Source organism: Brevundimonas aurifodinae, assembly GCF_040195595.1.
In the GTDB taxonomy this organism is placed as follows: Bacteria; Pseudomonadota; Alphaproteobacteria; order Caulobacterales; family Caulobacteraceae; genus Brevundimonas; species Brevundimonas aurifodinae.
In genome coordinates, this window is sequence record NZ_JBEGDD010000008.1 from 127,993 (window position 1) to 154,854 (window position 26,862).

Genomic DNA, 26,862 nt, shown 5'->3' on the forward strand with positions numbered 1-26,862 from the left:
GGGTTGATGGCGGTGGGACTGGCCGCCTGTTCGCCCGCTCCGGAAATAGACCCGACGCCGGTCGAAAAGGCTGCGGCCGCCGCGCCCGTGTCCGACGCGGTCGCCGAGACGCCCGCCGTTCTGACCGCCGTCGATCTGCGACGCGTGTGCCGCGCCGGGCTGGCGGCCATCCATGGCCAGACGCTGGATGCCATCGAGATCACGGGCGCGGAAGGACCTGCCCTGAACGCCCAGTGGCGCGCGCCGGTCGACGGCGGCCTGATGAAGGCCCAGTGCAGGGCCGGCGACGGCCTGGTGGTGTGGAAGCCGCTGGAACTGCCCGACCCGACCCAGGTGCGGTGGATGAACGAGGCGGGCGATCCGGTCGTGACCTACGCCATCCGGGGTGAAGAGATCGAGATCGTTCAGGCTCTGCCGGACGGCACGACGCAGCAGGCGATGATGGCCGTGCGTTCTGAGGAAGAGGTAAGCTGATGCCCGTCGCCAAGGTCAACGGCGTCGAAGTCGAGTTCGAGCCCGGGATGACCGTGCTGCAGGTCGCCGAGCGCGCCGGGCATGAGATTCCGCGCTTCTGCTATCACGAGCGCCTGTCGATCGCCGGCAACTGCCGCATGTGCCTGGTCGAGGTGAAGCCCGGACCGCCCAAGCCGCAGGCCAGCTGCGCGCTTCCCGCCGCCGAGAACCAGGAGATCTTCACCGACACGCCGATGGTGAAGAAGGCGCGCGAAGGGGTGATGGAGTTCCTGCTCATCAACCACCCGCTGGACTGCCCGATCTGCGACCAGGGCGGCGAGTGCGACCTGCAGGATCAGGCCATGGGCTATGGCCGCGACGGTTCCCGTTATGCCGAGAACAAGCGCGCGGTCGAAGAAAAGCACATGGGGCCGACCATCAAGACCTTCATGACGCGGTGCATCCAGTGCACCCGCTGCGTGCGGTTCGTGTCGGAAGTGGCGGGCGTGCCGGACATCGGGATGATCTCGCGCGGCGAGGACGCCGAGATCACCACCTATCTGGAGAGCGCGGTCGGCTCGGAGCTGTCGGGCAACGTCAACGACCTGTGCCCGGTCGGTGCCCTGACGCACCGGCCCTGGCAGTTCCACTATCGCCCGTGGGAGCTGAAGCGGACCGAAACCGTCGACGTCATGGACGCCTTGGGATCGAACATCTCGGCTCAGGCCAAAGGTGCCGAGGTGATGCGTATCCTGCCGCGCGTGCACGAAGGCATCAACGAGGAGTGGCTGTCGGACAAGAGCCGCTATGTGGTCGACGGCTTGCAGGCGCGTCGTCTGGACCGGCCCTATGTCCGCGAGAACGGCAAGCTGCGCGTCGCCTCCTGGGACGAGGCCCTGAACGCGGTGGCGGCCAAGCTTAAGGCGGCCAAGCCGGAGAAGATCGGTGTCATCGCGGGCGACCTGCAGGACGCGGAGTCCATGAAGGCGGCGCTGGACCTGTTCCGCGCCCTTGGATCGGCCAACACCGACTGTCGCCAGGACGGAACGGCGCTCGGCGTCGGTCCCCGCGAAGGCTGGCTGTTTAACACCGGGCTGCAAGGCCTTGAAAACGCAGGTTCCATCCTGCTGGTCGGGGTCAATCCGCGCACCGAGGCACCGCTGCTGAACCAGCGCATCAGGAAGAGCTGGCTGGCCGGCAAGACCCGCGTCGGCGTGATCGGCGAACAGGCCGATCTGACCTATGACTATGATCTGATCGGGCGGGGCACCAAGACCCTGGCCAAGCTGCCCAAGGCGGCGGTGGACGCCCTGTCGAACGCCGAGCGGCCCGCGATCGTCGTCGGGGCCGGGGCCCTGACCGGACCGAACGGCCCGGCCGTGTTGAACGCGTTGGGCAAGCTGGCGGCCAAGGTCGGCGTGGTGAAGGACGGCTGGAACGGCTTCAACGTGCTGCACACCACCGCCGCGCGCGTCGGTGGCCTGGACATGGGCTTCGTGCCCGCCGCCGGCGGTCTGTCGGCGCTCGAAATGGTGCAGAAGGGCGCGCTGGACGTGCTGTTCCTGCTGGGCGCCGACGAGATCGAGACGGGGGCGTCGAAGGCCTTCAAGGTCTATCTGGGCAGCCACGGCGACCGAGGCGCGCACGGCGCCGACGTCATCCTGCCGGGCGCGGCCTGGACCGAGAAGTCGGGTCTCTACGTCAACACCGAGGGCCGGGTGCAGATGGCCGAACGCGCTGTCTTCCCCAAGGGCGAGGCCAAGGAGGACTGGGCCATCCTGCGCGCCCTGTCCGAGCGGGTGGGGCAGACCCTGCCGTACGACACCCTGGACCAGCTGAGGTCCAGGCTGATGGCGGATCATCCGACCTTCGGCCGCATCGACTATCTGGCCCCGGCCGGATCGTTCGACGTGGCGGGCCTGGGGGCCAAGGGCGAGTTGGGTGACGTGGCCCTGCGCTCCATCGTCGTCGACCCCTATCTGAACAATCCGATCGCGCGGGCCAGCGCGACCATGGCCGAACTGAGCGCCCAGCGCGTCGCTCCGGCCCTGATGGCGGCTGAATGACGATGCTTCTTTCTCTTTCCGCTCATCCCCGCGAAAGCGGGGACCCAGTTCTTTCGCTGAGACATGGCGCGTCGATCGACGGCCTGCGCTTCACCTCTGTCAGCCATCGCCCACAGCACTGGGTCCCCGCTTTCGCGGGGATGAGCGGGGTTTCAGAATGACCGAGATGTGGAGCACCCCCGGCGGCTGGACGCTGCTGACCAGCGTCGGCATCCTGATCGTGACGGTCGGGATCCTGTTGTCGCTCGCCTTCCTGCTGCTGCTGGATCGCAAGATCTGGGCGAGCGTGCAGATGCGAAAAGGGCCCAACGTCGTCGGCCCCTTCGGCCTGCTTCAGTCCTTCGCCGACTTCTTCAAGTTCGTCCTGAAGGAGATCGTCGTCCCGGCGGGCGCGGACAAGGTCGTCTTCATCCTCGCGCCCCTGATCACCTTCGTCCTGGCCTTCATCGTCTGGGCCGCGATCCCGTTCGCGCCGGGCTGGGTCATCTCGGACCTGAACGTCGGCATCCTCTACATCTTCGCGATCAGCTCGCTGGGCGTATACGGCATCATCATGGGCGGCTGGGCTTCGAACTCGAAGTATCCGTTCCTGGGATCGCTGCGGTCGGCCGCGCAGATGGTCAGCTACGAGGTCTCGATCGGCCTGATCATCATCAACGTCATCCTGCTGGCCGGGACCATGAACCTGTCGGCTATCGTGACGGCGCAGGAGGGCTGGTTCTGGAACTGGTTCGGCTTCGGCGGCGGGCTGGACAGCTGGCCGCTGCTGATCGTGATGTTCCCGATGTCGATCATGTTCTTCGTCTCCGCCCTGGCCGAGACGAACCGCCCGCCGTTCGACCTGCCCGAGGCTGAGTCCGAGCTCGTGGCCGGGTATCAGGTGGAATATTCCTCGACGCCGTACCTGCTGTTCATGATCGGCGAATACGCGAACATCGTCTTCATGTGCGCCATGATCAGCCTGCTGTTCTTCGGCGGCTGGAACCCGGGCTTCCCCATCGACTTCGCCGCCGAATGGCCACCGTTCCTGGTGAACTTCCTGTTGTTCCTCGTGTTCGCAGCCAAGATCGTTTTCTGGTTCTTCATGATCTCGATCGTGAAGGCCTTCGTGCCCCGCTATCGCTACGACCAGCTGATGCGGCTGGGCTGGAAGATCTTCCTGCCGACCTCGCTGGTGGCCGTGGTGATCGTGGCGGCCTGGCGCGTCTTCGTGGTGGGCGGGTGATGCGCGTCCTGATCCTCAGCCTGCTGGCCCTGGGCATGAGCGGCTGCCTGCCCGCGCCCTACGATCCGCTGCCGACCTCGGTCTATCAGTGGGAACGCCGCCAGACCGAGATTACGCGCCGCGAGGCCGAGCGCGTGCGCCTGTGCCAGATGATGAACAAGGACTCTGAGCGCTACGAGCGCGACTGCCGCCGTTCGGGAGACCCCTCGTAATGCTGACCCGCATCGTCCAGGCCGCGAAGGGCGCCATGCTGATCGATCTGATCGGCGCGGTCGGCCTGTCGCTGAAATACATGGCGCGGCCCAAGGCGACCGTGAACTATCCCTTCGAGCGCAATCCCAAGTCGCCGCGCTTCCGGGGCGAGCACGCCCTGCGCCGCTATCCGAACGGTGAGGAGCGCTGCATCGCCTGCAAGCTGTGCGAGGCCATCTGCCCGGCCCAGGCCATCACGATCGAGTCCGAGCCTCGCTCGGACGGCAGCCGCCGCACGACCCGCTACGACATCGACATGGTCAAATGCATCTACTGCGGGCTGTGCCAGGAGGCCTGTCCGGTGGACGCGATCGTCGAAGGGCCGAACATGGATTTCACCGTCGAGACCCGTGAGGAGCTGCTCTACGACAAGGCGCGGCTGCTGGACAACGGCGACCGCTGGGAGCGGGTCATCGCCAAGAACCTGGAGCTGGACGCGCCCTATCGGTGATGTCGGCTCGACCCGTCGCGCGACGGGTGAATTGGCCGCTTCCGTTGGGGGCGGTCGCTGTCTAAGAGGTGCGGCGAAATCGCCGCGCTGAATCGGAAAGGGGCACGCGCCTCCCATGCTGCAAGGCATAGCCTTCTATCTGATGTCGGCGGTCGCCGTTCTGTCGGGCCTGCTGGTCGTGACGGCGCGCAACCCCGTGCATTCCGTCCTGTGGCTGATCCTGGCCTTCTTCTCCTCCGCCGGGCTGTTCGTGCTGCTGGGGGCCGAGTTCCTGGCGATGCTGTTGGTGGTGGTCTACGTCGGCGCCGTGGCGGTGCTGTTCCTGTTCGTCGTCATGATGCTGGACGTCGACTTCGTGCGACTGCGTGAAGGATTCGCGGCCTATCTGCCGCTGGCGGCCATCGTGGCGGGCGTGCTGCTGGCCGAGATGGTCATGATCTCGATCGTGGTCGCCCAGGGCGGCGCGGCCGCGGATGCCGTGGCACCTGCGCTGGCCACGGCGGACACGACCAACGTCGAGGCCATCGGTCGGGTGCTCTATACCGACTATGTCTATGTCTTCCAGGCGGCCGGGATCGTGCTGCTGATCGCCATGATCGGGGCCATCGTCCTGACGCTGCGCAGGAAGGAATCGGTGCGCCGCCAGGACCCGGGCGCCCAGACCAACCGCGACCGCCGGACCTCGGTCGAGATCAAAGGCGTGACGACCGGCGTCGGCGTCACCGGCGAGGAGCTGCGCTGATGGAGGTCGGGCTGCAGCACTATCTGGCGGTCGCCGCCATGCTGTTCACCATCGGGGTGTTCGGCATCTTCGTGAACCGCAAGAACGTCATCATCATCCTGATGTCGGTCGAGCTGATCCTGCTCGCGGTGAACATCAACTTCGTGGCCTTCTCGACCTATCTGAACGACGTCCAGGGGCAGATCATGGCGATGTTCGTCCTGACGGTCGCGGCCGCCGAGGCCGCCGTGGGCCTGGCCATCCTGGTGACCTTCTTCCGCAACCGCGGCGACATCGCGGTTGACGACGCCAGCGTGATGAAGGGGTGACGATCATGCCCACCCCTCCGCTCATCCCCGCGAAAGCGGGGACCCAGTCCTTTGGCCACTCGGCATGTACCGAGAGCGCCCCGACCGCAATCCCGTCCGCCGGTGCCTCGCTTAAGCACTGGGTCCCCGCTTTCGCGGGGATGATCGGAAACGAAATTCAAGGGCTGGCCGCGTGAGCCTCCAACTGCTCGTCACCCTGGGCGTCTTCGCCCCTCTGCTCGGCGCGGCCGTGGCCGGCTTCTTCGGCCGCCGCATCGGCGACATCCCTTCGCAGGCGGTCACGACCGGCCTGTTGTTCTTCTCGTGCGCCGTCGCCTGGACGGTGTTCGGCCAGTGGACCTGGGGCCATCTGGAGCCGTTCACGGTCACGCTCGCGCCCTTCATCAACGTGGGTGATTTCCAGTCGAACTGGGCCATCCGTATCGATGCGCTAAGCGCCGTCATGCTGGTGGTGGTCACGACGGTGTCGTCGCTCGTCCACCTGTATTCCTGGGGCTATATGGCCGAGGACGACAGCCGTCCGAGGTTCTTCGCCTATCTGTCGCTGTTCACCTTCGCCATGCTGGCGCTGGTCACGGCGGCCGACTTCATGCAGCTCTTCTTCGGCTGGGAAGGGGTGGGGCTGGCGTCCTATCTGCTGATCGGATTCTGGTTCAAGAAACCGACCGCCAGCGCCGCCGCCATCAAGGCCTTCGTGGTCAACCGGGTCGGCGACTTCGGCTTCGCGCTGGGCATCATCACCGTCTTCTGGATGTTCGGCACAATCCAGTTCGCCGAACTGTTCCCGATGATCGCGTCGCGGCAAGGCGAGGGCTGGGAATTCCTCGGTCAGACCTGGTCGGCGCTGGATCTGGCGGGGGTGCTGCTGTTCATCGGCGCCATGGGCAAGTCGGCGCAGTTCTTCCTGCACACCTGGCTGCCCGACGCGATGGAGGGCCCGACGCCGGTCTCGGCCCTGATCCACGCGGCCACCATGGTGACGGCGGGCGTCTATATGGTCTGCCTGCTGAGCCCCATCTACGAATACGCGCCGACGGCGGCCCTGCTGATCGCCATCACCGGCGGGATCACGGCTCTGTTCGCGGCGACGGTCGGCCTGGCCCAGAACGACATCAAGCGGGTCATCGCCTATTCGACCTGTTCGCAGCTGGGCTACATGTTCTTCGCGGCGGGCGTCGGGGCCTATCAGGCGGCCATGTTCCACCTCTTCACCCACGCCTTCTTCAAGGCCCTGCTGTTCCTGGGCGCCGGCTCGGTGATCCACGGCATGCACCACGAGCAGGACATGCGGAAGATGGGCGGGCTGTGGAAGCTGCTGCCCGTGACCTATGCGGTGATGATGATCGGCACCATCGCCATCACCGGCATCGGCATCCCCGGCCACGAGTTCAAGTTCGGCTTCGCGGGCTTCTACTCCAAGGACTCGATCCTGGAGAGCGCGTTCGCGGCAGCGGACTACAGCCCCGTGGGCCTGTTCGTCTTCTTCATCGGCCTGTTCGCGGCGGGGCTGACGGCCTACTATTCGTGGCGTCTTATCTTCATGACCTTCCACAACAAGCCGGCGTGGAAGCACGATCACGCCCATGACGATCACGCGGCTCCGCACGCCCAGATCGAGACCCACGCCGAGCCGCTGCCGGACGATCGTGGCCATGCGCATGACGATCACGGCCACGGTCACCACGGTCCGTTGAAGCCGCACGAGAGCCCGTGGGTAATGCTGGTGCCGCTGCTCTTGCTGTCCGTCGGAGCGATCGCTTCGGGCTTCGCCTTCTACGAGTTCTTCGTCGGCCATCACGAGCACGAGTTCTGGCGCGGCGCGATCTTCACCGGACCCGAGAACCACGTCATTCACGACAGCCATGAGGTCCCGACCTGGGTCCTGTGGGCGCCGCTGGTCGTGTCGGCGATCGGCACCTTCGCCGCCGTCTATTTCTACGTCCTGCGCGAGGGTCTGGCCCGGCGCATGGCCGAGCGGGGCGGGCCGATCAACAGCTTCCTGTCCAACAAATGGTATTTCGACGAGATCTACGACGTCCTGTTCGTCAAGGGCGCGCGGGCGCTGGGCGACCTGTTCTGGAAGGTCGGCGACGTTCGGATCATCGATGGGTTGGGTCCCAACGGGGCCGCCTGGGCCTCGCTGAAATCCGCCGCGCGGCTGGCCAAGGTCCAGTCCGGCTATGTCTATCACTATGCGTTCGTGATGCTGCTCGGCGTGGCCGGCCTGCTCGCCTTCGCCATCTACGCCTGGGGCGCATAGAATGGGCGCGATCCCCAATATCCTGAGCGTCGTCACCTTCCTGCCGCTGGTCGGGGCGCTGCTGATCCTGATCGGCCGTTTCGCGTCCAAGAACGCCGACGGCCTCGCGCGCTGGATCGCGCTGGCGACGACGCTGGTCACGCTGGCCGTGTCGTGCGTGCTGGTGGCGCAGTTCGATCCGTCCAGCGCCGCCTATCAGTTCGTTGAACGCTATGTCTGGTTCGCCGGGGCGGAATACCACCTCGGCGTCGACGGGGTGTCGATCCTGTTCGTCCTGCTGACCGCCTTCCTGTTGCCGATCTGCATCGCGGCCAGCTGGAAGTCCATCGAGACCCGCGTCGTCGACTACATGATCGCCTTCCTGGTGCTGGAGACGCTGGTGATCGGCGTTTTCACGGCGCTGGATCTGTTCCTGTTCTACATCTTCTTCGAGGGCACCCTGGTGCCGATGTTCATCATCATCGGGGTGTGGGGCGGGGCGAACCGGATCTACGCGGCCTACAAGTTCTTCCTCTACACCCTGCTGGGGTCGGTCCTGATGCTGCTGGCCATGCTGTGGATGGCCAATGAGGTGGGCACGACCTCGATCCCCGAGCTCAAGGACTACGCCTTCGGGCCGTGGGCCCAGTCGATCCTGTGGCTGGCCTTCTTCGCCTCCTTCGCGGTGAAGATGCCGATGTGGCCGGTCCACACCTGGCTGCCGGACGCCCACGTCCAGGCCCCGACGGCGGGGTCGGTCATCCTGGCCGGCATCCTGCTGAAGCTCGGCGGCTACGGCTTCATCCTGTTCAATGTGCCGATGTTCCCGGATGCGTCGGTGCTGTACCGGCCGCTGGTCTTCACCCTGTCGGTGATCGCCATCGCCTATACTTCGCTGGTCGCCTTCCGTCAGACCGACATCAAGAAGCTGATCGCCTATTCGTCGGTGGCGCACATGGGCTTCGTGACCATGGGCATCTTCGCCGGCAACGCGCAGGGGATGCAGGGCGCGATCTTCCAGATGCTGAGCCACGGCCTGATCTCGGGCGCGCTCTTCCTGTGCGTCGGCGTGGTGTATGACCGGATGCACACCCGCGAGATCGCCTTCTACGGCGGCCTGACCAGCCGCATGCCCTGGTATGCGGCGATCTTCCTGATGTTCACCATGGCCAACGTCGGCCTGCCGGGCACCAGCGGTTTCATCGGCGAGATCCTGACCATGACCGGCGTCTATCAGGCCTCGACCTGGGCGGCGTTCGTGGCCGCGACCGGCGTGATCCTGTCGGCGGTCTATGCCCTGACGCTGTATCGCAACGTCATGTTCGGCGAGATCACCAATCCGGCGCTGGCGACCATCAAGGACATCGACCTGCGCGAGTTGGCGATCTTCGTTCCCCTGATCGTCGGCACCATCTGGCTGGGCGTGCAGCCCGGCCTGGTGCTCGACTACACCGCCGCCTCCGTCGACGCCGTCGTCGGCGGCTGGCGCCTCGCGACCGGCGGGTGAGAGACTGATGACCCCTGACCTGCTCAAGGACCTGAACATCGCGGCGTCGGAAAGCGTGCTGGCGCTCGGCGGGCTGGTTCTTCTGATGATCGGCGCCTTCCTCGGCGAGAAGTCGGCGCGCCTGGTGTCGATCCTGTCCGTCGCCCTGCTGATCGCCGCCGCGGCGGTGGCCGCGACCGGCCCGCTGGGCGTCGCCTTCAACGGGGCCTATGTCGCCGACCCCCTGGCGATCTACGGCAAGGTCGCGATCTACATCGCCTCGGCCGTGGCCGTCGTGCTGGGCGGCGGCTGGATGCAGCGCGAGCGGATCGCGCGGTTCGAATATCCCGTCCTGATCGTGCTGGCCGCCGTCGGCATGGGGATGATGGTGTCGTCCGGCGACCTGATCAGCCTGTATGTCGGGGTCGAGCTGCACTCGCTGGCGCTCTATGTGCTGGCCGCCTATCACCGCGACGACCTCAAGGCCTCCGAGGCCGGGCTGAAGTATTTCGTGCTGGGGGCCCTGTCGTCGGGCCTGCTGCTCTATGGGGCCAGCCTGATCTACGGCTTCACCGGCTCCATGCGGTTCGACGAGATCGCGGCCTATGCCACCGCCAATCCGGGGCCGGGCCTGATCTTCGGTCTGGTGTTCCTGATCTGCGGCCTGGCGTTCAAGGTCTCGGCCGCGCCGTTCCACATGTGGACGCCCGACGTCTATGAGGGCGCGCCGACGCCGGTCGTGGCCTTCTTCACGACAGCGCCCAAGATGGCGGCCATGGTGCTGTTCGCCCGCGCCCTGTCGGAAGGCTTTCTGGAGGCCCACAACCAGTGGGCCCAGGTGCTGATCCTGATTTCCCTGGCCAGCTTCGTCGTCGGGGCCTGGGGCGGTCTGGCGCAGAAGGACATCCAGCGGCTGCTGGCCTATTCGTCGATCGCCAACATCGGATATGCCATCCTGGGCATCGCGGCGGGGACCGAGGCGGGCCTGCAGGCCATGATCGTGTTCATGACCCTCTATATGATCGACACCATGGGCTTCTTCGCCATCCTGCTGTCGCTCAGCCGGAACGGACGTCCGATCCGCTCCATCGCCGATCTGGCGGGGCTGAAGACCGATCGGCCGGTGACGGCCATCGCCATCACTGTGCTGTCGCTATCGGTACTGGGGATGCCGCCGCTGTCGGGTTTCTGGGGCAAGTACTATGTTTTCGGGGCGGCGGCCTCGGCCGGCTACTGGATGGTGGCGGCGGCGGGCCTGGTGGCCTCGGTCGTGGCGGCCTTCTACTATCTGCGCATCATCAAGCTGATGTGGTTCGACGCGGCCCCCGAAGGCGTGGCCAAGACAGACATGGCCCCGGTCGAAAGCCAGTGGATCGGCTGGGCCTGCGCGGCCTTCGCCTTCCCGCTGGTCATCGTCGGCCTGACGTGGCTGGAGCCCGCGACCCGGATTGCCGCCTCGGGCTTCGGAGCAGGGTAGGGCGGTGATCCCGCCCATCGACCTGCTCGACGACATCGATTCCACCAACGCCGAGGCGCGCCGTCGCGCCGAGGCCGGCGACCCCGCCAGCCGCTGGATCGTGGCGCGCCGCCAGACCGCCGGACGCGGGCGCCGGGGCCGGGCGTGGGACAGCGACACGGGCAATCTGTTCGCCACCCTGACCCTGCTGACCCAGAAATCCCCGGCCGAGGCGGCGCAGGTGACCTTCGTGGCGGCTCTGGCCGTCGCCGACCTGCTGGAAGCCTTCGCCGCGCCGGGCTCGGTCAGCATCAAATGGCCCAACGACGTCCTGCTGGCGGGCGACAAGGCCGCGGGCATCCTGGTCGAGTCCGGGGGCCACCCGGCCGGTGGCCTGTGGCTGGCGGTCGGAATCGGCGTCAACCTGGCCCACGCCCCGGACGGGACCGAACGCCCCGCGACCTGCCTGAAGGCGCATCTGCGGTCGGACGTCGCTTATCCGCCGTCGGTCGAGGCCGCCGCCGGTGTGCTGGCCGAAGCCTTCGCCGCTTGGCAGGCACGGTGGGAGACCCTGGGGTTCCAGCCGGTGCTCGACGTCTGGACGGCGCGGACCCGGGGCCTGGACGGCCCCTGCGTGGCGCGCCTGGGCCATGAGACGGTCAGCGGCGTGGCCGAGGGCGTCGCGCCGGACGGGGCGCTGCGGCTTCGCACGGCCGACGGATCGCTGAGGCTGATCTCCGCCGGCGATGTGTTCTTCGGAGAGGCGGCCTGACCGCCTTGCGCTTAAGAGCGGCGAAGCGCATCTTACGAACTGCCGATCGATCGAACCGGGTAAGGCGATGTCCAACACTACGACGCTGTCGTCCAAGTTCCAGATTTCCGTTCCCAAGGAAGTCCGCGAAGAACTGGGCTGGAAGGCGGGGCAGAGGTTTGCCTTCATCCCGAAGGGCAAGAGCGTCGTCCTGGTGCCGGTGCCGGAACTGGAGGACCTCTTCGGCATGGCCAAGGGCGCCGATCCAAGCGGCTATCGAGATCGTAACGACCGCTACTGATGCGGCTTGTCGACACTTCCGCCTGGATCGAGTTTCTGCTCGGCACTCCGACGGGGGCACGAGTGCGACCGGCCATGCCGACAGTCGAAGAGTGGCTGGCTCCCACCATGGTCCAGCTCGAGCTGACGAAGTGGCTTATGCGGAACCGGTCGGAGCTGCTGGAGCCGACAATCGCTCTCAGCCGCATTTGTGTGGTCGCGCCTATGACAATGCGGATCGCGCTGATCGCCGCAGAGATTTGCGTCAAGCACAAGCTGGCCACGGCGGACGCGGTCATCTATGCCACCGCGCAGGAACACGGTGCTGAGCTTTTGACCTGCGACGCCCATTTCCGCGACCTGCCGGGCGTCATCCTGGTCGAGAAGACCTGACCTGTTTCACGGACCCGCCGCCGCATGCTTCTCGCCATCGAACAGGGCAATACCAACACGCTGTTCGCCGTACATGACGGCGAGAGCTGGATCGCACAGTGGCGCACGGCGACCGAGGCCAGCCGCACGGCGGATGAGTACGCGGTTTGGCTGACGCAACTCCTGGCCATGCGCGCCATCGCCCTGACCAGCCTGACCGGCTGCATCATCTCCAGCGTCGTGCCCCAGTCGATCTTCAACCTGAGGAACCTGGCGCGGCGCTATCTGTCGGTCGAGCCCCTGGTCATCGGCGACAATGTCGAGCTGGGCATTACGGTGCGGATCAACAAGCCGAGCGAGGCGGGGGCCGACCGACTGGTCAACGCGATCGGAGCGCATCTGGTCTATCCCGGCGACCTGATCGTGATCGACTCGGGCACGGCCACCACCTTCGACATCATCGCCGCCGACGGTGCCTTCGAGGGCGGGGCGATCGCGCCCGGCATCAACCTGTCGCTCCAGGCTCTGCACGAGGCGGCGGCCATGCTGCCCCGCATCGCTATCCAGCGGCCCGACCGCGTGATCGGCAAGGACACCGTGTCCAATATGCAGTCGGGTGTCTTCTGGGGCTATGTCGGCCTGATCGAAGGCATGGTGGCACGCATCAAGGACGAGTGGGCCAAGCCCATGACGGTCGTCGGCACGGGCGGCGTGGCCAGCCTGTTCGAAGGGGCCACAGACAGCATCGACCGGTTCGACCCGGACCTGACCATCCGCGGCCTGCTCGAAATATGGCACCGCAATACCCATCTGACGGACGCATGACCAAAATCAAAGCAAAGCCAAACTCTGGCGACGAGCTCGTCTTCCTGCCGCTGGGCGGCTCGGGCGAGGTCGGAATGAACCTCAACTGCTATGGCTACGGCTCCGAAGAGGACCGCCAGTGGATCCTCGTCGATGTCGGCGTGACCTTCGGTGATTCCACGACGCCCGGCGTCGACATCATCGTGCCGGACCCCGCCTTCCTCGAGGGCGAGACCATCCGCGGCATCCTGCTGACCCACGCGCATGAGGACCATATCGGTGCCCTGCCGTGGCTGTGGGAACGGCTGAAGGCCCCTCTGTACGCCACCCCCTTCACCGCTTTCCTGATCCGCGAGAAACTGCGCGACCGGGGTCTGCGTGAGGTGAAGATCATCGAGGTGCCCATCGGCGGCCACGTCGATCTGGGGCCGTTCTCGGTCGACTTCATCACCATGACCCATTCGATCGCGGAGCCGAACGGCCTGAAGATCACGACGCCGCTGGGCACGGTCTTCCACACCGGCGACTGGAAGCTGGATCCGGCCCCCGTCATCGGCAAGCCGACCGACGTGGCCGCCATCCAGAAGATGGGCGACGAGGGCCTGCTGGCCATGGTCTGCGATTCGACCAACGTCTTCGTCGAGGGCGAGGCGGGGTCCGAGACCGAGGCCCAGGCGGGGCTGATCGAGCTGATCGGTTCGCTGAAGACCGGCAAGATCGCCGTCGGCTGTTTTGCCTCCAACGTCGCCCGCATGGTCAGCGTCATCAAGGCGGCGGACAAGGCCGGGCGTCGCGTGGCCCTGGCCGGCCGCTCGATGCACCGGATCACGGCGGCGGCGAAACACGTCGGCCTGTTCAACGAGTCCAGGGCCATCCTGTCGGAAGACGAAGCTCGCCACTGGCCCGCCGACGAGATCCTGTATCTGTGCACCGGCAGCCAGGGCGAGGACCGGGCTGCCCTGTCGCGCGTCGCGGATGGGTCGCACCCCTTCATCAAGCTGGGGCTGGGCGACCACTGCCTGTTCTCGTCGCGGGTCATCCCGGGCAATGAACTGGCCATCGCCGACCTGCAGGACCGCCTCGCCGACCGGGGCGTGCGCCTCTACACCGAGAAGGATCACCCGGGCATCCACGTCTCCGGCCACCCGTGCCGCGACGAGATGCGTCAGATGTACGCCTGGGCCCGGCCGCGCATCTCGGTCCCGACCCACGGCATGCGGCGCCATCTGATGGAGCACGCCGCGCTGGCCCGCGACCTGGGCGTGCCGGAGACGGTGACGCCCCGGAACGGCGACCTGGTGCGGCTGGCCCCCGGCAAGGCGGCCATCATCGACGAGGTGCCGAACGGCCGGCTCTACGTCGACGGCGGCATGGTTGTGACCGAGAAGGGCGAGGCCCTGCGCGAGCGTCGCCACGCCTCGACCAACGGTGTGCTGGTGGTCAGCTTCGCCATGGACAAACGCGGCAAGATCGTTTCGGACATCGACGTGCGCGGCATCGGCCTGCCCGGCGACGAGGTCACGCCACTGGGCAATGCGCTCGACGACCTGGCCGAACGCGTCGAACAGGCCGTCACCAGCCTGAAGGGCGAGGCGCGCGACGACGACATGGTGGTCGAACAGGCCGTGGCGCGGGTGCTGAAGAAGGCGTCGCAGCAGATCTGGGACCGTCGTCCGATCGTCGAGACGGTGATCCTGAGGCTGTAGCGGTCGCCGGGCTCGCTTGCCGCGACAGGGAGGCGGCTTTGCCCGAGGGATGAACGGTCCTAGACAGGCTCCATGATCGGTCGTCTGAACCACATCGGCGTCGCCACGCCGTCCATCGAGGACAGCGTGCGGATGTACGCCGACCTTCTGGGTGCCACGCAGGCGGGCCAGCCCTTCGAGCTGCCTGCGCAAGGGGTGCGGGTCTGTTTCATCGACCTGCCCAACAGCCAGATCGAGCTGATCGAGCCGCTGGGCGACGACAGCCCCATCCACGGGTTCCTGGCCAAGAACCCCAGGGGCGGCCAGCATCACGTCTGTTTCGAGGTGGCGGACATCCTGGCGGCGCGCGACGCCCTGCGGGCCAAGGGCGCGACCATCCTGGGGACCGGCGAGCCGCGCATCGGGGCCCACGGCACGCCGATCCTGTTCCTGCACCCCAGAGACATGGGCGGGGTCCTTGTCGAACTGATGGAAACCCCCAAGGAAGCGCACTGATGCCCATCGGCCCCGTGACCATGTTCGCCATCTACATCGTCGTCTGGTGGGTGGTGCTGTTCGCCATCCTGCCGCTGGGCACGTCCAGCGAAACGCATGAGCCACCGACCGACGGCCGCCAGTGGGGCGCGCCCGAGGCTCCGAACCTCAAGAAGAAGTTCATCACTACGACCTGGGTCGCCCTGATCGTCTGGGCCGGGGTGATGGGACTGGTCTACATCGGCTGGATGCCTCTACCGGACCTGGCCCCGCCGGTTCCGTAGATCGGCTTGCATCGCCACGGCTCTCTCGCATACCGTCGCTATCGGAGGCGCGCATGGTCGCGCCGGCGGAGGGAACGCAATGATGCGCGCAAAGGCGGGAAGTCTGGCTTTGGCGATGGCACTGCTGTTGGCTGGCTGTGGGGCGGCGACTGACAAGGCCGAACCGACGGAGGCGGACGCAGCGGTCGCGCCGGCGGTGCCTGATGTGCCGGCGGCGTTCGTCGGCACTTGGACCAGCGACGGGTGCGACAACCCTTCGGTTCGCATTGGCGTCAACGATATCCGGCACTTCTACACCGATGTGCCGTCACCCCTGACCGCGGTGACGCCCGGTGATGATGGGCGGCTCGTGCTTGCCTGGGTCGATGAGGGAAAGGCCATCACGGACACGTTCCAGCTGACCGACGGCCAACTCAATCACGTCAGCAGCGTTTCGGCAGACGTTAACGAGGATTACGCGGCCGATCCCATGACGCGCTGTTCTGGTCTGACGCAGCTCGACTGAGCGGTTTTCCCCGCGAGCGCGCTGATCGTCTCGCCTTCGCGTTGCCAAGGTTGGAGGCCACGGGCTAGACGGAAGGCCTGTCAACAAGGACCGACCGATGCGCCTGTCGCGCTATTTCCTGCCGACCCTGAAAGAGGCGCCTTCGGACGCCCAGATCGTCTCTCACCAGCTGATGCTGCGCGCCGGCATGATCAAGCAGGAGGCCGCCGGTATCTACGCCTGGCTGCCGCTGGGGCTGCGCGTCCTGAACCGCATCGAGCAGATCGTGCGCGAGGAGCAGGAGCGGGCAGGGGCGGTCGAACTGCTGATGCCGACGCTGCAGCTGGCCGACCTGTGGCGCGAATCGGGGCGCTACGACGCCTACGGCCCCGAGATGCTGCGCATCACCGACCGGCATGAGCGCGAACTGCTGTACGGCCCCACCAACGAGGAGATGATCACCGACATCTTCCGGGGCTTCGTGAAGAGCTACAAATCGCTGCCGCTGAACCTGTTTCACATCCAGTGGAAGTTCCGGGATGAGCGTCGCCCCCGCTTCGGCGTCATGCGGGGCCGTGAGTTCCTGATGAAGGACGCGTACAGCTTCGACATCGACGAGGCGGCGGCGCGGCGGGCCTATAACCGCATGTTCGTGGCCTATCTGAACACCTTCGCCCGCATGGGTCTGAAGGCCGTGCCGATGCGGGCCGACACCGGGCCGATCGGCGGCGATCTGAGCCACGAGTTCATCGTTCTGGCCGAGACGGGCGAGAGCCAGGTGTTCTGTGACAAGACTTTGGTCGAGATGGCGGCGCCCGGTGGCGACGTCGACTGGAACGACCTTCAGTCAATCGTTGATCAACGAACCTCGCTCTATGCCGCGACTGAAGAAATGCACGACGCGGCCGCTTTCGAGAGCCAGACGGCCGAGGCCGACCGGCTGACGGCGCGCGGCATCGAGGTCGGGCACATCTTCTACTTCGGCACCAAATACTCCGCCCCGATGAAGGCCCGCGTGGCGGGACCCGACGGGGCCGACACCGACGTGCATATGGGCAGCTACGGCGTGGGCGTGTCGCGTCTGCTGGGCGCCATCATCGAGGCCAGCCATGACGAGGCGGGGATCATCTGGCCGGACGCGGTCGCGCCCTTCGATGTCGTCGTCATCAACCTGCGCGCCAACGATCCCGACGTCTGCCAGGCCTGCGAGGCGGCGGTGGAGGCGTTGGAGGCGGCGGGCAAGTCGGTCCTCTACGACGACACCGACGAACGTCCGGGCGGCAAGTTCGCCACGGCCGATCTGATCGGCATCCCCTGGCAGCTGACCATCGGACCGAAGGGCGTGGCCGAGGGCGTGGTCGAGCTGAAACGCCGGGCGACCGGCGAGAAGACGACGGCTCCGCTGGCGCAGGCCATGGAGACGATCGGTTGACCGCGACGCCGCTGGGCACCCCGCCCAAGCCTGCCGGGCCCTTCTCCGCCTGGGAGATCGGCCTGGCGCTCCGCTACTTGCGCGCCAAGCGCAAGGAGGGCGGGGTGGCGACCATCGCCATCATCAGCTTCGTCGGCATCATGCTGGCCGTCGCCGTTCTGATCAGCGTCATGAGCATCATGGCCGGGTTCAGGAACGAGTTGCTGGGTCGGATGCTGAGCTTCAACGGCCATATGTACGTCCAGGGCGAGGTGCTGAACGCCGCCGACCGGGACCAGGTCATCACGCGCATCGCCAATGTCCCGGGCGTCCAGAGCGTCAGCCCCCTGACCGAGAACCAGGCGCTGATCCGGGCGGCCGGGCAGACGACGGGGGCGATCGTTCGAGGGTTGCGTCCGCAGGATCTGGAGTCGATGCAGTATGTCGCGTCCAGCCTGTCGGAGCGCGCCCGCGTGAACTTCGGCCTCGGGGCCTACGGCGGCGACAACGTGCTGATCGGGCAGGCACTGGCGGACCAACTGGGTCTGCGCGTTGGCGATCCGATCCAGATCTATTCCCCGACCGGGGCCGACAGCGCCTTCGGCAATCTGGGCGGACTGGAGAAGACCTATGTCGTCGGCGGCACCTATTCGTCCGGCACGGCCGACTATGATCGCGCCTTCATCTTCATGCCCCTGGAACAGGCCCAGCTGTTCTTCGGCAAGGAGGGGCTGTGGGACGTCATCGAGCTGAAGGTCGACGATCCCGATCGGGTGCAGGCCTATCTCGAACCCGTCGCCACCGCCGCCGGGCCGGGGGCCTTCGTTCAGGACTGGCGCGACCGCCTGGCGGCCTTCTGGGGCGCGCTGAAGGTCGAGCGGGTGGCCATGTCGATCATTCTCGGCCTTGTCGTGGCCATCGCCGCCATGAACATCATCTCGGGCATCGTCATGCTGGTGAAGAACAAGGGCCGCGACATCGCCATCCTGCGGACCATCGGAGCCAGCCCTTCGTCGATCCTGCGGGTCTTCTTCATGGCCGGGGCGACCATCGGCGTGGCGGGCACGCTGGCGGGATTGATCCTCGGCCTGCTGTTCTGCCTGAACATCGGCCCGATCCAGCATTTCCTCGAGGCCATCACGGGGGTCCAGCTGTTCAACGCCGACGTCTATATGCTGGACGCCATCCCGGCCGAGGTCGATCCCGTGGACGTCTTCTGGGTCGCGGTCTGGTCTCTGGTCATGAGCTGCGTCGCCAGCCTGCCACCGTCGTGGAACGCCTCGCGCATCGATCCGGTCGAGGCCCTGCGTTATGAGTAGTCCCGTCCTGTCGCTGCGGGGCGTGACCCGCACCTACGCGACCGGCCAGGGCGGACTGACGGTGCTGAAGGGCGTCGATCTGGACCTGTTCCCGGGCGAATTGGTCGGACTGATCGGGCCGTCCGGCTCGGGCAAGTCGAGCCTGTTGCACGCCGCCGGACTGCTGGAACGGCCGACGTCCGGCGAGATTCGCATCGACGGCGAGGACGTCGGCGCGCTGGACGAGCGGGCTAGGACACGGTTGCGCCTCAGCCGCGTCGGCTTCGTCTACCAGTTCCACCACCTGCTGCCGGAGTTCGACGCGCGCGACAATGTCGCCCTGCCGATGCGGATCGCCGGCTGGCCGCTGGCGGAGGCCCAGGCCCGGGCCGAGGCCTCGCTGGCTTCGCTGGGTCTTGCCGAACGGACGCGTCACCAGCCGGCCCAGATGTCGGGCGGCGAGCAGCAGCGTGTCGCCCTGGCGCGTGCGCTCGCCAACGGCCCGCGCCTGCTTCTGGCCGACGAGCCGACCGGCAACCTGGATCCCGCGACCAGCCAGTCGGTGTTCGAGACCCTGCAGGCACTGGTCAAGGAGACCGGCGTCGCGGCCCTGATCGCCACCCACAACATGGAACTGGCCGGGCACATGGACCGCGTTTTCGCCCTGAAGGACGGCCACCTGGAAGAGCGGCAGGCCGAAGCCCGGGAATACTGACGCAGCGGCGTTCGCGCCCTTCACCTGCGACGCTGTCGGGCTTATGAGCGACGCATGACCTCCGACGACGTTCTGAACGAATTCCGCTCCGCCGGGGCCCTGCGCGAGGGGCATTTCGTGCTGTCCTCGGGGCTGCACAGTCCGGTCTTCCTGCAGAAGAATCTGGTGTTCATGGACGCCGCCCGCTGCGCGCGGCTGTGCAAGGCGCTGGCGGACAAGATCGTCGCGGCCGTGGGGCCGGTCGACGTGGCCATCTCTCCGGCGGTCGGCGGCATCATACCCGGCTACGAGACCGCCCGGCACCTGGGCGTGCCGTCCATGTACGTCGAGCGCGAGGGCGGGGCCTTCAGGCTGCGGCGGGGCTTCCATGTCGAGCCGGGCCAGAAGATCGTGATGGTCGAGGACATCGTGACCACGGGCCTGTCCAGCCGCGAATGCATCGCCGCGATCCGCGAGGCGGGAGGAGATGTCGTGGCCGCCGCCTGCATCGTCGATCGCTCGGGGGGGCGGGCGGATGTCGGCGTGCCGCTGGTGGCGCTGGCGACGCTGGACGTGCCCGCCTATCCCGCCGACGCCCTGCCGCCCGAACTCGCGGCCCTGCCGGTCGAGGATCCGGGCAGCCGGAGGCTGGCCAAGTGACCCAGCGCGTTCGTCTCGGCGTCAACATCGACCATGTCGCCACGGTGCGGAACGCGCGCGGCGGCGCGTCGCCCGACCCGGTGCGCGCAGCGCGAGAAGCCCTGGCCGCCGGAGCCGACGGCATCACGGCCCATCTGCGCGAGGATCGGCGGCACATCTCGGACGCCGACATCGACCATCTGTCGGCTGTCCTGCGCGAGCAGGAACGTCCGCTGAACCTGGAGATGGCCGTGACGCAGGAGATGCTGGCCATCGCCCTGCATCACCGGCCCCACGCCGTCTGTCTGGTCCCGGAAAAGCGTGAGGAGCGCACGACCGAGGGCGGGCTGGACGTCGTCGGCGGTCACAACTGGATCACCCCCTTCGTGGGGCGGCTGAACGACGCCGGGGCGCGGGTGTCCCTGTTCATCGGCGCCGACCCGGCCCAGATCGAGGCGGCAAAGCGCACAGGCGCGGCGGTGGTCGAACTGCACACGGGGGCCTATTGCGACGCCGTGCGCGATGAGCGGCCTGAGGACGCCGCCGCCGAACTGGCCGCCCTGACCGCCGGGGCCGCCCATGCCCACGCCCTGGGGCTGGAGGTCCACGCCGGTCACGGCATCGACTACGAGACCGTCGCCGCCGTCGCCGCGATCCCGCAGATCATGGAGCTGAACATCGGCCATTTCCTGATCGGCGAGGCCATCTTCGTCGGCCTGGGTCCCGCGATCGGCCGAATGCGCGACCTGATGGATCAGGCGCGCGGTCTGGAGGCTGCCGCGTGATCATCGGCGTCGGAGCCGACCTGAGCGACATCCGGCGTATCCAGACGTCGCTCGACCGGTTCGGCGATCGCTTCAAGACCCGCTGCTTTACCGAACTGGAGCGAACTCGGTCCGACCGCAAGCCGGACGCCGCCTGGAGCTACGCCAAGCGATTCGCCGCCAAGGAGGCCTGCGCCAAGGCGCTGGGCACCGGCATGCGGCGCGACGTCTACTGGAAGGACATGGGGGTGGTGAACCTGCCCAGCGGACAGCCCACCCTGGCCCTGACCGGCCCGGCGGCGGCGCACCTGGCCCGCCTGACACCGCCGGGGCACGAGGCGCGCATTCACCTGACCCTGTCGGACGAGCACCCCTATGCACTCGCCTTCGTGGTGATCGAAGCCTTGCCGATGGCGTAATCGCGCTATACCCGTGCCGCGACGATCAGACCGCGTTCGGCGGGCGGGGACAGACCTTCACATGAGCGAAGAGCATAAGCACGGCGTGCCGGCCGACGGCGTGGAACCGGCTTCGGTCGATCTGCCCGACGCGGCCGCGGCCTCGACGGACCCAGCGCCGACTGCGGGGACCGGAGAAGTCGACGCCGCGGAAGCCGCCTTCGCCGCCTCGGAAAGCGGCGTTCCGGTCGAGCCCGATGCGCCGGAGGAGGCCGATGCCTCCCAGGGCGACGTCAAGGATGCCGAACCCGTCGAGTCGACGCTCGCCATCGAGCCTGAGCCCGCTCCGGTCGAGCCCGAGCCCACCGCGCCGCCGGTCGAGCCGGTCGTGGCCGCCGCCGCCGCCGGAACCGTTGCAGCCTCGCGCCCGATCTGGAGCGACCAGGGCGACGCCCCCTTCGAGGAAAGGAAGGAAAAGATCCCAGGTCCCGCCCGCGTCCACGCCAGGGATGACGATGACGACGGCGGCCGCTCGGCCGGCTCCGAGACCCTGGAGATCGTCAAGACCGTCGTCGTGGCCCTGGCCATCGCCTTCGTGCTGCGGGTGCTGCTGTTCCAGCCCTTCACCATTCCGTCGGCCTCGATGGAGCCGAATCTTTACGAGGGCGACTACATCGTCGTGTCCAAGTGGGCCTACGGCTATTCGAAATACTCGTCGGGCCTGCCGATCAACCTGCCGCTGGGCGAGGACCGGGTGTTCGGCCGCGCGCCCGAGCGGGGCGACATCGTGGTGTTCAAACTGCCGCGCGACGACAAGACGGACTACATCAAGCGCGTGATCGGCCTGCCGGGCGACCGCGTCCAGATGATCGGCAACGTCCTGCACATCAACGGCGCCCCGGTCGACAACGTCGTGGTCACGCGCGGCGAGGTCGCGGACATCTTCGGACCGCGCGCCATGACCCAGTCGCGCGAGACCCTGCCGGGCGGCCGGTCCTTCCTGATCCAGGATTTCGGCCCCGGTGGCGATCTGGACGACACCCCGGTCTATGAGGTGCCCGAGGGCTACTACTTCATGATGGGCGACAACCGCGACAACTCCATCGACAGCCGGGTTCAGGAATCCGCCGGCGTCGGCCTGGTCCCGGACGAGAACCTGGTCGGAAAGGCCGAGATCATCGCCTTCTCGTGGAGCCCCGGCGCCTCGCTGTTCAACCCGGTCAGCTGGTTCGCCAACGTCCGGCCCAGCCGCTTCTTCCGCGTTCTCGACTGATGGTGAACACACGGGCCGAGGCGGTGGCCGCTCTGGTCGACCGCATCGGCCACGATTTCCGCGACCCCGCCCTTCTGGAGCGGGCCCTGACCCATTCCAGCGTGGGGGAGGGGGCCGACAAGGCCGCGGGCAGGCCGGCGCGCCACAATGAGCGGCTGGAGTTTCTGGGCGACCGTGTCCTGGGCCTGCTGGTCGCCGACCGGCTGCATCGCGACCTTCCCGAGGCGGACGAGGGCGAACTGTCCTCGCGCCTGCATGCCTTGGTCGACAAGTCGGCCTGCGGTCGTGTCGGGGAGCGGATGGGGGTCGGGTTGGCGCTGCGTCTGTCGCCCGGCGAGACCAAGACCGGGGGGCGGCGCAAGGAGGGCGTCGTCGCCGACGCCATGGAGGCGATCCTGGCGGCGGTCTGGCTGGATGGCGGCGTCGAAGCTGCTCGCGCCGTGTTCGACCGCGCCTGGGCCGAGGAACTGGCTGCACCCGCCCCGCGCGCCCTGAACAATCCGAAATCCGCGCTGCAGGAATGGTCGCAGGGGCAGGGCAGGGCGCTGCCCGCCTATCGCGTCACGGGCCAGACCGGCTCCGATCACGCCCCGACCTTTACCGTCGAGGTGTCGATCCCGGGCCTCGAACCCTTGACCGCGCAGGGGCGTTCGCGTCAGGACGCGGAGAAGGCCGCCGCCACGGCGATGCTGAAACGTGAAGGCGTGATTTGACCGAGACCTCCCAGACCCGCGCGGGCTTCGCCGCCATCATCGGCGCGCCCAATGCCGGCAAGTCCACGCTGGTGAACCGGCTGACCGGGTCAAAGGTCTCGATCGTGACCCAGAAGGTCCAGACCACCCGGTTCCCTGTGCGCGGCATCGCCATGGAGGGCGAGGCCCAGATCGTTCTGGTCGACACCCCCGGCATCTTCACCCCGCGCCGCCGCCTGGATCGGGCCATGGTCGCCTCGGCCTGGGGCGGAGCGCAGGACGCAGACGTCGTGGTCCATCTGGTCGACGCGGCCTCGCACATCGCCTCGGAGGGCAAGGAAGGCCAGGCCGCCGATCGCCGCTCGGCCGAGGACACCGAGACCATCATCGCCAATCTGAAGGCAACCGGGACGCAGGTCATCCTGGTGCTGAACAAGATCGACGGCATGCGGCGCGACACCCTGCTGGCCCTGTCGCAAAATCTCTTCGAAACCGGCGTCTACAGCGAGGTCTTCATGATCTCGGCCCTGTCTGGCGACGGCGTCGACGACCTGAAGAAGCGCCTCGCCGCGGCGATGCCCGAGGGTCACTGGCTGTATCCCGAAGACCAGTCCGCCGACGTGCCGATCCGCGTCCTGGCCGCCGAGATCACGCGCGAGAAGGTCTATCTGCGCGTCCATGAGGAACTGCCCTATTCGGCCGCCGTCGAGACCACGGCCTTCGACGACAAGGCCGACGGCTCGGCCCGGATCGAACAGACCATCTATGTCGAGCGCGAGAGCCAGCGGCCCATCGTCCTGGGCAAGGGCGGCCAGACCCTGAAATGGATCGGGCAGAAGTCGCGCGAGGAGCTGACCGAGCTGCTGGACAGGCCCGTCCACCTGTTCCTGACCGTCAAGGTCGATCCGAAATGGCAGGACAGCCGTGCCCTGTACGCCCAGTTCGGGCTGGAGTTCGACGTCTAGGGTGTTCCACGTTCCGCGTTTCGCCGGGAACCACCCCCGGATCGTTCTGGCCGGTCTGATCGCCCTCGTGCTGCTGGTCGGCGCCGCCTTCGTCGCGACAGGATACGCCTCCCGCCACACGGCCGCCGCCTCCGCCGACGCCGCCGACGTCGCGCCTCCACCCCGCCCGCCCGTGGTGGTGGTCGAGGCCCTGCCGCAACTCGCCGCCCGCCTGCGCCGCGAGGCCGAGGCGGGCCGGTTCATGGGCGGGGTTCTGGTCATGCGCGGCGACGACGTCCTGTTCCGCCAGGTCTATGGCGTCGCCGACGCCGACACCGGCGCGCCCCTCGCGCTGAATTCGCGGTTCCGCCTCGCCAGCCTGTCCAAACAGGTCACCGCCGCGGCCATCCTGCGGCTTCAGGACGACGGCGTCCTGTCGGTCGACGATCCCGTCTGCCGCTGGATCCAGCCGTGCCCCGCCGCCTGGGCGCCTCTGCGTATCCATCATCTGATCTCTCACACCTCGGGCATCCCCGACCTGATGCAGCGGCCGGGCTGGGGCGCGCGGCGCACGACGCCGGCGACGATGCGCGAGCTGACCGAGGACTCCGCTCAATATGGCCTGTCCTTCGTCCCCGGCGAGGACCTCCGCTACAACAACGCCGGCTTCAACCTGGCGGCCGACATCGTCGAGCGCGCGTCCGGCATGGCCTTCGGCGCCTGGCTCCAGAGCGCCTTCTTCGACCCCCTGGGAATGGCCGACACCGGCCTCGGCGACGGGGCCGGCCTGGTCGCGGGCCATGCGACCTTCCCCGAGGGACTGACCCCTCAGCGACTGGCCAATGTCTCGATCATCCCTGGCGCGGGGGCCCTGTATTCGACGCTGGACGACATGCGGGTCTGGCAGCGCGCCCTGCACGCCGGACGCCTGCTCAGCGCCGAGGGCCACGCCGCCATGATCGCCGACTACGCTCCGCCCGATCAGGGCAGCGAGCGCGGCCGCGTCCGCCGCAGCTGGGGGTATGGCTTGATGGCCAACCGGCTGGGACGCCGCGTCGAGCCGGGCTTCGAGGAGGTCCAACTCTATCACACGGGCAGCTGGTCGGGGTTCCGCAACCTGATGAGCTGGCAGCCCGGCGCGCAGATCAGCGTGATCGTGCTGTCCAACAACTATCACCAGCAGGAGCAGGTCTTCCTGATCGCCCAGCAGGCCATGGCCGAGGCCCTGGGCCACCCGTTCCCCGGCGCGGTGGTCGCGACGCGCTGATCGGTGTCAGTCTGGCCTCTGGCTCAGTTCTGATCGCCAGGAGCCCTCTGCCCCGTTCCGCTCAGGGCGACTGCCAGACCCTCCGATCCGGTCTCCACCGGCCGCCATCCCGACGCGGCCCAGTGCGTCCGGTCGATGCAAAGCGGATCGAACAGGCTGGAGACGATGCCGGAGCGCCCGACCAGCGCCAGGGGCGCGGACAACAGCCCCCGTGGCACCGGCCACAGCACAGGGCGACGTCCTTCCAGGGCCGCGATCGCGACGATCAGGTCGCGGGGAAGGATGTCGTCCGGATCGGCGGGCAGAAGGACCTCCCCCGCGACGCCTGCCAGGATCGCATGCTCCACCGCCGATGCGGCGTTGTTGATCGAGCACAGACTACGGGGCGAACGCGCCAAAGCCAGCGGCAAGGGAAGTCCGCTCCGAACCAGGGCGACAAGCTGCGCGAAGCTGCCGCCCGCGCCCGGGCCATAGATCATCGGTGGACGCAGGACGCACACGGCCAGACCCGTCTCCTGCGAGACTGCGGCGAGCGACTGTTCGGCCGCGACCTTCGACCGCCCGTAGCCGTCGGTCGGCTGGAATGGCGACTCCGGCCCGACGGCGGCGACCGATGACCGTCCGTAGACGTGCAGCGAGCTTGTGAAGACGAACCGCCTGACACCGGCGGACGCGGCGGCTCTCGCGGTCTCGCGGGCGAGCTCGACATTGGCCTGCCACAGCTCCGCCTCCGGCGCCCGGGCATTGGTGAGAGCCGCCAGGTGAACGACGACATCCAGGCCCTCCAGGGTCGAAGGTCGCGTTGGATCCAGTCGCTCGATGCGGTGGCCGGAGATCGTGCCGTCCCTGCGTCCGAAGAGCCTTGGCTGAACCTCGCCGCGTCTCGTCAGCCGGTCGACCAACGCGGCCCCGAGGAAGCCGGACGCGCCGACGATACCGACATGCCTAGGTTCGGATGGCATCGCCGCGCCCCTTGCCGAAAATCGTGATCAGGATAAGCCAGACATAGTCGCGAAGATTTGGACGGGCGGACCAGATCGCGTCTTCCACGGCCAGCTCGACCGGCGTGGACATGTCCAGTCCCCCGGTCTGACCCCGACCCGTTATGCCGGGACGAACCTCATAGACGCCGCGTCGGCGCCGTTCCTCGATCAGCTGGGTCTGCATCGGCAGGCACGGCCGAGGGCCGACCAGACTCATCTTCCCCCTGGCGACATTCCAGAGCTGAGGCAGTTCATCGATCTTCAGACGACGCAAAACCCGTCCCACCGGCGTCACGGACGCGGCGGAGACCTCGTCTCTTGAGCTCTGAAGAGAAGGAAGCTGACGACAAGAAAGGTGACCGCCGTCAGGACCGTCGTGCGGAACAGGTCGAAAGCGTCATGGATCGAGACATAGCGCCAGCTGGACCGTTCGGATTTCAGCAGGAGTTCAAAGGCGGTCGCCAAGGTTGCGTAAAGAGCCGCGATGCCCAGCGTCATGACCGAGCCGTTCGAGAGCCACCAGGTCGAATCCGGCCAGACCACCAGCTGGAAGGCCAGCAGATAGGCGCAGAGCGCCGTTGCGACGTGGATCGCCGACTTTATCAAACGCTGCAATGCCGATCCCCCAGCACATCACGCAGTCAAGCACGCGAGCACAACTCGTTGT

Annotated in this window: 31 protein-coding genes; 28 read left to right on the forward strand and 3 right to left on the reverse strand. The window is 67.3% G+C overall.

The genetic code is table 11. The annotated features are described in order from the left end of the window. Positions 1-6 precede the first annotated feature (6 nt). From ABN401_RS11020 to ABN401_RS11155, 28 genes are all read left to right on the forward strand, one after another. Entirely contained in the window at positions 7-474 is a 468-nt protein-coding gene (locus tag ABN401_RS11020; RefSeq protein ID WP_349684892.1) for a hypothetical protein, read from the forward strand. Beyond that, positions 474-2,519, forward strand: coding sequence for an NADH-quinone oxidoreductase subunit NuoG (gene nuoG, locus ABN401_RS11025; protein WP_349684893.1), 2,046 nt, complete (start codon positions 474-476; stop codon positions 2,517-2,519). The genes ABN401_RS11020 and nuoG overlap by 1 nt, the downstream gene beginning before the upstream one ends. 157 nt (positions 2,520-2,676) lie before the next feature. Further along, positions 2,677-3,744, forward strand: coding sequence for an NADH-quinone oxidoreductase subunit NuoH (nuoH, locus tag ABN401_RS11030; protein WP_349684894.1), 1,068 nt, complete (start codon positions 2,677-2,679; stop codon positions 3,742-3,744). Then, the gene (locus tag ABN401_RS11035) at positions 3,744-3,956 is read left to right on the forward strand and encodes a hypothetical protein (protein WP_349684895.1); all 213 of its coding nucleotides are present in this window, start codon (positions 3,744-3,746) and stop codon (positions 3,954-3,956) included. Before nuoH ends, ABN401_RS11035 begins: the two co-directional genes overlap by 1 nt. After that, entirely contained in the window at positions 3,956-4,447 is a 492-nt protein-coding gene (nuoI, locus tag ABN401_RS11040; protein ID WP_349684896.1) for an NADH-quinone oxidoreductase subunit NuoI, read from the forward strand. The genes ABN401_RS11035 and nuoI overlap by 1 nt, the downstream gene beginning before the upstream one ends. Positions 4,448-4,562: 115 nt before the next feature. Then, a complete protein-coding gene (locus tag ABN401_RS11045) occupies positions 4,563-5,189 on the forward strand; it encodes an NADH-quinone oxidoreductase subunit J (protein WP_349684897.1) in 627 nt (208 codons plus the stop codon). Next, positions 5,189-5,497 (forward strand): NADH-quinone oxidoreductase subunit NuoK, encoded by a 309-nt coding sequence (gene nuoK, locus ABN401_RS11050; protein WP_349684898.1) that lies wholly within the window; start codon positions 5,189-5,191, stop codon positions 5,495-5,497. Before ABN401_RS11045 ends, nuoK begins: the two co-directional genes overlap by 1 nt. A 172-nt stretch (positions 5,498-5,669) precedes the next feature. Next, the gene (nuoL, locus tag ABN401_RS11055; protein WP_349684899.1) at positions 5,670-7,757 is read left to right on the forward strand and encodes an NADH-quinone oxidoreductase subunit L; all 2,088 of its coding nucleotides are present in this window, start codon (positions 5,670-5,672) and stop codon (positions 7,755-7,757) included. Between the two features lies 1 nt (position 7,758). Beyond that, positions 7,759-9,243 carry an NADH-quinone oxidoreductase subunit M gene (locus ABN401_RS11060; protein ID WP_349684900.1) on the forward strand — a complete coding sequence of 495 codons (1,485 nt, stop codon included), beginning with the start codon at positions 7,759-7,761 and terminating at the stop codon, positions 9,241-9,243. 7 nt (positions 9,244-9,250) lie between these two features. Beyond that, positions 9,251-10,699, forward strand: a complete 1,449-nt coding sequence (gene nuoN, locus ABN401_RS11065; RefSeq protein WP_349684901.1) for an NADH-quinone oxidoreductase subunit NuoN — start codon at positions 9,251-9,253, stop codon at positions 10,697-10,699. A 4-nt stretch (positions 10,700-10,703) separates the two neighbouring features. Continuing rightward, the gene (locus ABN401_RS11070) at positions 10,704-11,450 is read left to right on the forward strand and encodes a biotin--[acetyl-CoA-carboxylase] ligase (protein WP_349684902.1); all 747 of its coding nucleotides are present in this window, start codon (positions 10,704-10,706) and stop codon (positions 11,448-11,450) included. Positions 11,451-11,517: 67 nt separating this feature from the next. Beyond that, positions 11,518-11,730, forward strand: a complete 213-nt coding sequence (locus tag ABN401_RS11075; protein WP_349684903.1) for an AbrB/MazE/SpoVT family DNA-binding domain-containing protein — start codon at positions 11,518-11,520, stop codon at positions 11,728-11,730. Then, positions 11,730-12,101 (forward strand): type II toxin-antitoxin system VapC family toxin, encoded by a 372-nt coding sequence (locus tag ABN401_RS11080; RefSeq protein ID WP_349684904.1) that lies wholly within the window; start codon positions 11,730-11,732, stop codon positions 12,099-12,101. Before ABN401_RS11075 ends, ABN401_RS11080 begins: the two co-directional genes overlap by 1 nt. Positions 12,102-12,125: 24 nt before the next feature. Then, positions 12,126-12,905, forward strand: coding sequence for a type III pantothenate kinase (locus ABN401_RS11085; protein ID WP_349684905.1), 780 nt, complete (start codon positions 12,126-12,128; stop codon positions 12,903-12,905). Further along, positions 12,902-14,590: a ribonuclease J gene (locus tag ABN401_RS11090; RefSeq protein ID WP_349684906.1), complete on the forward strand. Its 1,689-nt coding sequence runs from the start codon at positions 12,902-12,904 to the stop codon at positions 14,588-14,590. The genes ABN401_RS11085 and ABN401_RS11090 overlap by 4 nt, the downstream gene beginning before the upstream one ends. Positions 14,591-14,662: 72 nt before the next feature. Then, a complete protein-coding gene (mce, locus tag ABN401_RS11095; RefSeq protein WP_349684907.1) occupies positions 14,663-15,085 on the forward strand; it encodes a methylmalonyl-CoA epimerase in 423 nt (140 codons plus the stop codon). Beyond that, positions 15,085-15,348 carry a DUF1467 family protein gene (locus ABN401_RS11100; protein ID WP_349684908.1) on the forward strand — a complete coding sequence of 88 codons (264 nt, stop codon included), beginning with the start codon at positions 15,085-15,087 and terminating at the stop codon, positions 15,346-15,348. Before mce ends, ABN401_RS11100 begins: the two co-directional genes overlap by 1 nt. Positions 15,349-15,427: 79 nt before the next feature. Then, complete coding sequence (locus ABN401_RS11105) at positions 15,428-15,853, forward strand: hypothetical protein (protein WP_349684909.1); 426 nt, start codon at positions 15,428-15,430, stop codon at positions 15,851-15,853. Positions 15,854-15,950: 97 nt separating this feature from the next. Continuing rightward, the gene (gene proS / locus ABN401_RS11110) at positions 15,951-17,264 is read left to right on the forward strand and encodes a proline--tRNA ligase (RefSeq protein ID WP_349684910.1); all 1,314 of its coding nucleotides are present in this window, start codon (positions 15,951-15,953) and stop codon (positions 17,262-17,264) included. Then, a complete protein-coding gene (locus tag ABN401_RS11115) occupies positions 17,261-18,562 on the forward strand; it encodes a lipoprotein-releasing ABC transporter permease subunit (protein WP_349684911.1) in 1,302 nt (433 codons plus the stop codon). Before proS ends, ABN401_RS11115 begins: the two co-directional genes overlap by 4 nt. After that, on the forward strand, positions 18,555-19,256 hold the full coding sequence (locus ABN401_RS11120) for an ABC transporter ATP-binding protein (protein WP_349684912.1): 702 nt from the start codon (positions 18,555-18,557) through the stop codon (positions 19,254-19,256). The genes ABN401_RS11115 and ABN401_RS11120 overlap by 8 nt, the downstream gene beginning before the upstream one ends. A gap of 54 nt (positions 19,257-19,310) precedes the next feature. Next, a complete protein-coding gene (pyrE, locus tag ABN401_RS11125) occupies positions 19,311-19,895 on the forward strand; it encodes an orotate phosphoribosyltransferase (protein ID WP_349684913.1) in 585 nt (194 codons plus the stop codon). Further along, positions 19,892-20,659 (forward strand): pyridoxine 5'-phosphate synthase, encoded by a 768-nt coding sequence (locus ABN401_RS11130; RefSeq protein WP_349684914.1) that lies wholly within the window; start codon positions 19,892-19,894, stop codon positions 20,657-20,659. The genes pyrE and ABN401_RS11130 overlap by 4 nt, the downstream gene beginning before the upstream one ends. Continuing rightward, entirely contained in the window at positions 20,656-21,057 is a 402-nt protein-coding gene (acpS, locus tag ABN401_RS11135) for a holo-ACP synthase (RefSeq protein ID WP_349684915.1), read from the forward strand. Before ABN401_RS11130 ends, acpS begins: the two co-directional genes overlap by 4 nt. Before the next feature lie 457 nt (positions 21,058-21,514). Then, complete coding sequence (gene lepB / locus ABN401_RS11140) at positions 21,515-22,309, forward strand: signal peptidase I (RefSeq protein ID WP_432763554.1); 795 nt, start codon at positions 21,515-21,517, stop codon at positions 22,307-22,309. 2 nt (positions 22,310-22,311) lie between these two features. Further along, complete coding sequence (gene rnc, locus ABN401_RS11145) at positions 22,312-23,022, forward strand: ribonuclease III (RefSeq protein WP_432763555.1); 711 nt, start codon at positions 22,312-22,314, stop codon at positions 23,020-23,022. After that, complete coding sequence (era, locus tag ABN401_RS11150) at positions 23,019-23,966, forward strand: GTPase Era (protein ID WP_349684917.1); 948 nt, start codon at positions 23,019-23,021, stop codon at positions 23,964-23,966. The genes rnc and era overlap by 4 nt, the downstream gene beginning before the upstream one ends. A gap of 1 nt (position 23,967) precedes the next feature. Further along, on the forward strand, positions 23,968-25,212 hold the full coding sequence (locus tag ABN401_RS11155) for a serine hydrolase domain-containing protein (protein ID WP_349684918.1): 1,245 nt from the start codon (positions 23,968-23,970) through the stop codon (positions 25,210-25,212). Positions 25,213-25,235: 23 nt separating this feature from the next. On the opposite strand, the gene ABN401_RS11160 is transcribed toward ABN401_RS11155, so the two are convergent. Genes ABN401_RS11160 through ABN401_RS11170 form a run of 3 tightly spaced genes read right to left on the reverse strand, consistent with a single transcriptional unit; the run spans position 25,236 to position 26,810 of the window. Further along, the gene (locus tag ABN401_RS11160) at positions 25,236-26,174 is read right to left on the reverse strand and encodes an NAD-dependent epimerase/dehydratase family protein (RefSeq protein WP_349684919.1); all 939 of its coding nucleotides are present in this window, start codon (positions 26,172-26,174) and stop codon (positions 25,236-25,238) included. Further along, positions 26,158-26,490 (reverse strand): sugar transferase, encoded by a 333-nt coding sequence (locus ABN401_RS11165; RefSeq protein WP_349684920.1) that lies wholly within the window; start codon positions 26,488-26,490, stop codon positions 26,158-26,160. The genes ABN401_RS11160 and ABN401_RS11165 overlap by 17 nt, the downstream gene beginning before the upstream one ends. Further along, positions 26,487-26,810, reverse strand: coding sequence for a hypothetical protein (locus ABN401_RS11170; RefSeq protein ID WP_349684921.1), 324 nt, complete (start codon positions 26,808-26,810; stop codon positions 26,487-26,489). Before ABN401_RS11170 ends, ABN401_RS11165 begins: the two co-directional genes overlap by 4 nt. Positions 26,811-26,862 lie beyond the last annotated feature (52 nt).